At 68.5% G+C, this 7,381-nt stretch carries 11 protein-coding genes and 1 pseudogene; 5 read left to right on the plus strand and 7 right to left on the minus strand.

What is annotated here, in order from left to right:
- Positions 1 to 257: 257 nt before the first annotated feature.
- The 4 genes and pseudogenes from IEY79_RS36885 to IEY79_RS36900 all read right to left on the minus strand — a co-directional run.
- On the minus strand, positions 258 to 815 hold the full coding sequence (locus IEY79_RS36885) for an ATP-dependent DNA ligase (RefSeq protein WP_229701457.1): 558 nt from the start codon (positions 813 to 815) through the stop codon (positions 258 to 260).
- Positions 816 to 997: 182 nt separating this feature from the next.
- Complete coding sequence (locus tag IEY79_RS36890; protein ID WP_189112028.1) at positions 998 to 1,558, minus strand: DUF6233 domain-containing protein; 561 nt, start codon at positions 1,556 to 1,558, stop codon at positions 998 to 1,000.
- 228 nt (positions 1,559 to 1,786) lie between these two features.
- On the minus strand, positions 1,787 to 2,080 hold the full coding sequence (locus IEY79_RS36895; RefSeq protein WP_189112029.1) for a hypothetical protein: 294 nt from the start codon (positions 2,078 to 2,080) through the stop codon (positions 1,787 to 1,789).
- A 139-nt stretch (positions 2,081 to 2,219) separates the two neighbouring features.
- A pseudogene (locus tag IEY79_RS36900) lies at positions 2,220 to 2,833 on the minus strand (IS5 family transposase); the annotation flags it as partial.
- 195 nt (positions 2,834 to 3,028) lie between these two features.
- Here IEY79_RS36900 and IEY79_RS36905 point away from each other — a divergent pair.
- A complete protein-coding gene (locus IEY79_RS36905; RefSeq protein ID WP_189112030.1) occupies positions 3,029 to 3,352 on the plus strand; it encodes a hypothetical protein in 324 nt (107 codons plus the stop codon).
- 164 nt (positions 3,353 to 3,516) lie between these two features.
- Here IEY79_RS36905 and IEY79_RS36910 read toward each other — a convergent pair whose 3' ends face one another.
- The gene (locus IEY79_RS36910; RefSeq protein ID WP_189112031.1) at positions 3,517 to 4,107 is read right to left on the minus strand and encodes a TetR/AcrR family transcriptional regulator; all 591 of its coding nucleotides are present in this window, start codon (positions 4,105 to 4,107) and stop codon (positions 3,517 to 3,519) included.
- A 144-nt stretch (positions 4,108 to 4,251) separates the two neighbouring features.
- On the opposite strand from IEY79_RS36910, the gene IEY79_RS36915 reads away from it, so the two are divergent.
- From IEY79_RS36915 to IEY79_RS36930, 4 genes are all read left to right on the plus strand, one after another.
- The gene (locus IEY79_RS36915; RefSeq protein ID WP_189112032.1) at positions 4,252 to 4,986 is read left to right on the plus strand and encodes an SDR family NAD(P)-dependent oxidoreductase; all 735 of its coding nucleotides are present in this window, start codon (positions 4,252 to 4,254) and stop codon (positions 4,984 to 4,986) included.
- Positions 4,987 to 5,019: 33 nt separating this feature from the next.
- Complete coding sequence (locus tag IEY79_RS36920; RefSeq protein ID WP_189112033.1) at positions 5,020 to 5,643, plus strand: NADPH-dependent F420 reductase; 624 nt, start codon at positions 5,020 to 5,022, stop codon at positions 5,641 to 5,643.
- A gap of 131 nt (positions 5,644 to 5,774) precedes the next feature.
- Positions 5,775 to 6,026 carry a flavoprotein gene (locus IEY79_RS38645; protein WP_506360962.1) on the plus strand — a complete coding sequence of 84 codons (252 nt, stop codon included), beginning with the start codon at positions 5,775 to 5,777 and terminating at the stop codon, positions 6,024 to 6,026.
- A 72-nt stretch (positions 6,027 to 6,098) separates the two neighbouring features.
- Positions 6,099 to 6,221: a zeta toxin family protein gene (locus IEY79_RS36930; RefSeq protein ID WP_189112034.1), complete on the plus strand. Its 123-nt coding sequence runs from the start codon at positions 6,099 to 6,101 to the stop codon at positions 6,219 to 6,221.
- Positions 6,222 to 6,344: 123 nt separating this feature from the next.
- Here IEY79_RS36930 and IEY79_RS36935 read toward each other — a convergent pair whose 3' ends face one another.
- Both IEY79_RS36935 and IEY79_RS36940 read right to left on the minus strand, forming a co-directional pair.
- Positions 6,345 to 7,013, minus strand: coding sequence for a transposase (locus IEY79_RS36935; protein ID WP_229701458.1), 669 nt, complete (start codon positions 7,011 to 7,013; stop codon positions 6,345 to 6,347).
- A gap of 26 nt (positions 7,014 to 7,039) precedes the next feature.
- A partial coding sequence (locus tag IEY79_RS36940) for a transposase (protein ID WP_373292706.1) occupies positions 7,040 to 7,381 on the minus strand: 342 nt, incomplete at its 5' end.

The following is a 7,381-nucleotide window of genomic DNA, read 5'->3' on the forward strand; positions in this document are numbered from 1 at the left end:
GGCTGAAAGTGCCCGCTGGAGCCGTCCCGATCGTGGCACCGAGATGATCTCCGCCTACGAAAATCTTGCCAGAGCCAGAAAAGTCCGTACGCCGACAAGCCAAAGGCACGACGCCCGCAGCACCACCCCGACAAGAGCTAAACCTGGGCTCTCCGTCGGTGCCCCAAGCATCGGCCCGCAGCGACCACGCCATGTCCCGATCCGTTCCACCGAGTTCAACCGAGTCAACCGGTCAATCAGTCAATCGGAAAGCGCGGCTACAACAGGCCCTCCAGGCCGGGGACCTCTGTCCAGTCCCGCAGCCACTCCTCGGCCACTCCCCGGTCCCTCGTCATCGGGCACAGCGTCCACGGCGCCGTCAGCTCACGGTCCGCGAACAGCGTCTCCAGGACGGCTCTGCGCTCGATGTACGGGCGGTTGACGAGGGACTCCGCGTGGAACGTGAGGATGTCGAACGCGACGTAGTGCGCAGGCAGCGACCTGGCGAGCTGAAGGGCGCCCCGGGTACCGGAGGACGCCCGGCGCTGCACCGCAGCGAATGACAGCTCCGTCCCGTTCCACACCACCAACTCGCCGTCAAGAACGAGGCCTTCCGACAACTGCTCGCGCGCCGCGGCGACGAGATCGGGGAATGAACCCTGGATCAGGTTGCCGCGCCGTGACTGGAGCAACACCGGCCCGCGCCCAGACCCGGTGAACAGAAGGGCCCTGAAGCCGTCGTACTTCAATTCTCCAGCAAATCGGGCAAAAACGGCCGGGGCAGGCAGGGCGTCGATGGCCTTCGCGAGCATCGGCTCAACCACCGGACGCAACACCGGCCCGCCCTTCCTCTCAGCCCGAGGGGGCCCAGCGAGCCCCGCCTCAGTTCACAGGCGGGGCCCACCGTAACGAGCACCCCGACGATTCGCACCCGCTGCCGCTCGTTCGGTCGAACGAGACCCGATGGCCGGTGGGCCGGCTACGGAGAGAGAAACCTGTCGGGGCGGGCGGCGGGCCACTACTCGCCGCGGGCCAGTGCCTTGTCCGCACCGCACACGTCGCAGGCCTGGGCGATCAGGTCTGTTCGGACCATGTGGCGGGCCTGGGCAGTGGTAAGGGTGCCGCCCAGGCGGCCCTGGATGGCCCAGCAGCCGGGGACGTGGAAACGCACACCGAGCCCTCGCCCCTCCGGGTCCCCGGCAGCGGCCTTCAACTCTTCTCCTACCCAGCTCTCCGGGACATCCCCGGAGAGGGACTCGTCACCTGCCTGCGGGGCGGGCGCCTGCGACGCACGCAGGACCGGAACCGCGTCGTAGGAAATCCCGGGTACGGGCCGCACGTACGCACTGGGCACATCGATCTCGATCAGGTCCTCGGCGAGATCCTGACCAGTGCTGGCTGCGCGTGAGCTCCAGCCGCGCAGCGCTATCCGGTACACCCAGGTGCCCGCACGGGTTTGCCACCTCCGGGCCAGCTGCCCGGTGACGCGGCCATCCGGCAGCAGCACCCTCACCGGCGGCAGCGCGTCTGCGGAGGCGTCGACCTGGGGATCGCCCTGCCGGCACGTGCGCTCTGCCATCCCCCCATCATCGGTCATACGTTCGATTTCGCAAGGTGTGTGGTTCCTGCATCCAGGAGGTCATCCCGGCACCGGGGGCCGGGCCGTGTGCCTCGGCGCTCGCTGGCGGCCGTACCGTCTGCTGGGCCGGTGAGCCTGGCATGACGACGCCCCCGGCATTGAGCGGCGGGGGCGGGGGCGCCGTCCGGAGGCCGGTCCCGTCGGGGGTCGGGCCGGCGTGGCTGCGCATCAGTTGACCACGGGTGGACCGCTCTGCTGAATCAGGGCGACGAAGTGTCGTGGCCGGTAGGGATGTGCCAACCAGTCGCCGCGCTGATCGGTGAGGTCGAAGCCGTGAGCGCCGGCGTGGGCGGCGGGGCTGCTGACAGAAACCAGCAAACCCGGCCCGCCTGCGGCCGATTCGGGCGACCGACGTGTTGCAGCATGATCCGCTGCTACCGGTCGGCTCTGCCAACCCGCTGCCCGGTAGGACAGCAGCACGTCGTGCAGCGGCTGGGCCGCTCCGGTCTTGCGCCACGGCATGCGGGGAGTCCCCTCCGGCTAGGAGCCTCAGCGCGGGGCAGGTCAAGACGAACTCGCCCAAGTCAAGGGCGGTCTCACGCCAGTTGGCCATGGTCGGTGATCGAGCGAGTGGGGTGTGCCACCCCGCTTAGACGTCATCTCATTTGGTGAGTCTGCGGTAGCAGATCAGGGTGCAGGCGATGCTGGTGAAGGCCAGGAAGTGGTCGGCTTTGCGTTCGTAGCGGCGGTGCAGGCGTCGGCATCCGGCGAGCCAGGACATGGTGCGTTCGATGGTCCAACGGTGGCGGCCGAGCCGCTGCGAGGTCTCGATGCCTCTGCGGGCGATGCGGTGCCGGATTCCCCGGCTGGACAACGATCGCCGCAGGTGGTTGTAGTCGTAGCCCTTGTCGGCGTGGAGCTTGTGGGGCCTGCGCTGCCGGGGACCCCGGCGGGATCGGATCGGCGGTATGCCCTGCACCAGGGGGATCAGTGCCTGGCTGTCGTGCGTGTTGGCGCCCGAGATACCGATGGACAGAGGCAGTCCCGTCCGCTTTGTGATCAAGTGGATCTTCGACCCGTACTTACCCCGGTCTACAGGATTCGGACCTGTCAGCTCCCCTTTTTCAGGGCCCGCATGTTCACCGAGCCGATCGCGCACCGCGACCAGTCCAGCTCGCCACGGGATCCGAGTTCGTCGAGGACCAGACGGTGGAGCTTGGCCCACACCCGGGCTTTCGACCACTCGGCGAAACGCCAGTGAGCCGTCGCGCCGGATCACGACAAAGGCAAAGGACGACCTCAATCGCCTGGCGCAACCGCGCGGTCGCCACCCGGTTCGACAAACTCGCCGTCCGCTTCGAAGCCACTGTGCTGATCGCCGCGATCGGCGATGGCTGTGACGGCCTGAGCTGTCGGTTCCTCATGCCATGCTGACCGCGACCCAGGTGAACACGTGAGGGGAAGGCAACGATGGGAGCTCAGTACTACGGCGCCGACAGCGAGAACGGCGACCGCATCGACGACCCCTCCGAGGACGCGCTGTTCATGACGGTCGGCGACCTCAACGACTCCGACAACACGTTCGTCGTCGTCCAGCCTGATGAGGACACCCCTGTCTGGTTCGCCTCCGGCCTCGATGAAGGCGGTTACGAGATCGTCCGCCGTGACACCACCCGCAACGAGCACGAGGTCACCACGGCGACCAGCATCAACGACATCGCCCACGACCTCACCATCTGGATGGCCGCCCGCGACTTCGCCGGACGGCCATCCATGCAGGTCAGCGAGTTCTAAAACACGCCCTAGTGGTCTTCAGCGGGCGGCCAGTTCCATAAAAGCCAGCAGGTCCGGTCCAGGTGCCGGGCGAAGGGTGTCGCCTACTAGCGGGTGCGGCCGCGCGACCGGCAGCGCGTCCAGCCCGGCCGCGGAGTGCCAAGTCAACTCGGCACTTCCTCCCGTCAGCGGTTGTGGCCCGCAGCGGCGGGGAGAGCGTTGTCGATGAGGGCGGCGGCGATGGCGGCGGCGGTGGGGAAGGCATCGGCGTCGAGGACCCGGGTGCGGGCTGCGGCGCCGTCGATGAGCAGTGCGAGCTGCTCGCCGAGCTGTTCGGGGTCGGCGGCGCCGGCTTCGCGGGCGGTGTCGGCGAGCCGCGCGGCAACGGCCTTCTTGTAGTCGCGTGCGTACTGGGACGCGGGGTGCTGGGGGTCGTGGAGCTCCACGGCGGCGGCGATGTACGGGCACAGGGGGGTGGTGGTGGGGACGTCGAAAGCGGCGAGGAGCCGTTCGCGGGGCGTGAGGTCGGTGCGGTCGAACACACCGGACAGAACGGAGGGGTCGAACCGGCGCAGGTACTCGGCAACGAGTTCATCCTTACCGGTGAAGTGCTGGTAGACCGTGCGCTTGGACACCTCGGCCGCCGCACAGAGCTCGTTCATGCCGGTGCGGTTGATGCCCTGCTCACGGAACAGTTGCTGGGCCGCACTGATGATGCGCTCGCGGGCGCCCCGGCCGCGGCGGCTGCCCGTGGGGCCCTTCTCCAACTCCGTCATGGGTTCACCGTACCGCAGCTAGGTAACGACCGGTGTACATAGCTTGCGTCCCAACCACCCACCGCGTACGTTAAGCACACAGGGCGGTGTACTTAACACCGTCGTCCCAGGCACACACGGCACCACCGACCCAAGGGAATGACTATGGGAAAGCTCGACGGCAAGGTCGCGGTCATCACCGGCGGCACCACCGGCATGGCGCTGGCCGGTGCGAAGCTGTTCGTCGACGAGGGAGCGCACGTCTTCATCACCGGTCGCCGCCAGGACGCCCTGGACGAGGCCGTGCAGCAGATCGGCCGCAATGTCACCGGCGTCCGGGGCGACGCCGCCGACCTGGACGACCTGGACCGCCTGTACGACACCGTGAAGCGGGAGAAGGGCAGCCTTGACGTGCTGTGGGCCAGCGCCGGCGGTGGCGAGCCCGCTCCGCTCGGCGAGATCACCGAGGCCCAGTTCGACACCTGGTTCGGGCTCAACGCCCGCGGCACCCTGTTCACCGTCCAGAAGGCCCTCCCGCTCTTCAACGACGGCGGCTCCATCCTCATGACCGGCTCCAACGCCTCCCTCGGCGCCTTCCCCGGCTGGAGCGTCTACGCCGGCAGCAAGGCAGTCCAGCAGGCATGGGCTCGAATCTGGCTCAACGAACTCAGGGACCGCCGCATCCGCGTCAACGTCCTGACCCCCGGCCAGGTCGCCACCGCCAAGCAGGCAGAGCTCTTCGACGAGGCCACCAAGCGCCAGTTCGAGTCCCTCATCCCCCGCGGCCAGATGGGCCGCCCCGACGAAATCGCCACCGCCGCCCTCTTCCTCGCTTCCGACGACTCCAGCTACGTCAACGGCATGGAACTCGTCGCCGACGGCGGCACCACCGCCATCTGAACCCAACAACACACAACCAGGACAGGACACCTCATGAGCAACATCAGCATCATCGGCACCGGGAACATGGCCCGCACCCTCGGCGCGCGAGCGATAGCCGGCGGCAACACCGTCGAGATCATGGGCCGCGATCAGTCCAAGGCCACCGACCTGGCCAAAGCTCTCGGCGGCGGCACCACGACGGGAGAATGGAGCACCGCCCCTGCCGGTGACATCGTCATCGTCGCCCTGCTGCACGACGGCGTGGTCCCAGCCGTCGCCCACTACGGAGACGCTCTCGCGGGCAAGGTCATCATCGACATCAGCAACCCCTTCAACTCGACGTTCGACGGGCTGGCCCACCGCGAGGAAACCTCCATCGCACAGGAAGTCGCCAAGGCGGCCCCGGCCGACGCCAGCGTCGTGAAGGCGTTCAACACCGTCTTCCGCCACGTCCTGGAAGAGGGCCGGCCCGACGTCTTCATCGCCGGCGATGATGCGCAGGCCAAGGCAAGTGTGGAGGCGTTCATCGAGAGCCTCGGGCTGCGCCCGCTGGACGTCGGCGGCCTGACAATGGCGCACTGGCTGGAAGGAGCGGGCCTGGTCACGGTGGGCCTGGCCAACCACGGTGTGGGGAACCCGGACTTCGCCCTCAGCATCACCGAACTCCCCGTCTGAGCAGACGGTTGACGGAGCCTTTCGGACCGGCTGTCAATCGGGGACGGAGCTGGCGAGACCATCACCTCTGGCCTGCCGCAGCAGGTCAGAGTAGCTGAGGCCAGAATGACCCGGGTGGTGCCGATACGCTGCTGAGCGCCCTCGTCCTCGCTCACGGCCCCGGCGGCCACTTCGCTCCGAGCATGAATACCCGCATGTGGCGAAACCCGGCGACCTCCCGCAACACCGCCCTCCTGCGCGAGTACGGACACCACATACACGAACCGGAACCGGCCGGCTCCCTGACGGACGTCGGCTCAACTGTCGGCCCCATCCCAGGGCGGGTACTCGATCGGGTGATGCTCGCCCGAAGCATGCCCAGTTCAGCGGGCAACTGCCGCTGACGATGTGCCCGAAGGCCCGCGCCCGCTGCCCACGCTCGCGTCTCTGTCATCCGACACGGATCGAGACGCAACGTGGCACACACTCCGGTCGTTCTCGCGCTGGCCGGCGGGCCGGGTTCCGGCAAGACCACCCTGGCTGTCGAACTCCAGCAGTGGCTTCCCGGGGCCGCGGTCGTGCCCGAGGGCAGACCGTAGGCAGCGGCGCCGACGGGCGGGCGCCGCAGAGGAAACCACCGGCTCCGATCCCCGCCGCGCGCCCCGCACGACCGCGTCCGCCCTTTTTCTCTTTTTCGTCGTCGGGCACGCGAGCAGAGGGGGTCAGACCCCCGAACAGGGAAAGCACGCCCCCCGACCTGCACTGATCCGGGAAGTGCTTCCGACGGCCCGCAATTTCCTGAGCAACGCCCTGCGCAAGGGCTCCCGGCCCGCCCAGGCCACGTCGCCTTCCCAGTCCCATCGCAATCGACGCCACCAAGGAGTCCTGCCGATGCTCAGCACGCTGCGCCAGGGCGCGCTCCAGCGCATAATCGGGGTGTCGGCCGGCAGACTGGACAGCCAGTAGTCAGTGGGCCCCTCGGCCTCGGCAGGCCATTCGACCAGTAGCCAGCAGTCCGGCAGGATACCGTCCCACCAACACTGTTCTGCCGAGGCGGCGGCCCTGAGGGGGCGCTCGACGGCTTTGCCGGCCGGACGGACGCGCTTGGCGGCGAAGCGGGACCGTAACTTGCCGCTCGAGCCCTGCCGCCAGGTGAGGGAGGAGAACGCCTCCTGCCCGAGGCCGGTGGCGAGGGTTGCCACTGAGGGTGCTCGGTGGCGGTAGCGGGGCTGGGGCCAGCAGCCGACGGGGCCGTTGCGGTCCGGGTCTGTCGGCCGGGCGTCGAACGGGTGGGCACTCACGTCCGCGCGGATGGCCAGCATGTAGTCGATTTCCCGCTGGGCCAGGCCGGCCCGAAAGCGGGCGTTGGTGCCGTAGGCGGCACCGGCCACGACCGCGGGCGGACTTAGACGTCGTTTCATTTGGTGAGGCGGCGGTGGCAGATGAGTGTGGCTGCGATGCCGACGAAGGCGAGGAAGTGTTCGGCTTTGCGTTCGTAGCGTCGATGTAGGCGGCGGCAGCCGGCCAGCCACGAGACCGTCCGTTCGACGACCCATCGGTGTCGGCCCAGCCGCTGTGAGGATTCGATGCCCTTGCGGGCGATGCGGTGGCGGATGCCTCTTCTGCGGAGCCATCGGCGCAGGTGGTTGTAGTCGTAGCCCTTGTCGGCGTGCAGTTTGCCCGGCCGCCGGCGGCGGGATCCCGCGCACGAGCGGCTCAAGGCCCTGGCTGTCGTGCATGTGGGCGCCGGAGATGCCGA

It is taken from the genome of Streptomyces camponoticapitis, from assembly GCF_014646115.1.
Classification (GTDB): Bacteria; Actinomycetota; Actinomycetes; order Streptomycetales; family Streptomycetaceae; genus Streptomyces; species Streptomyces camponoticapitis.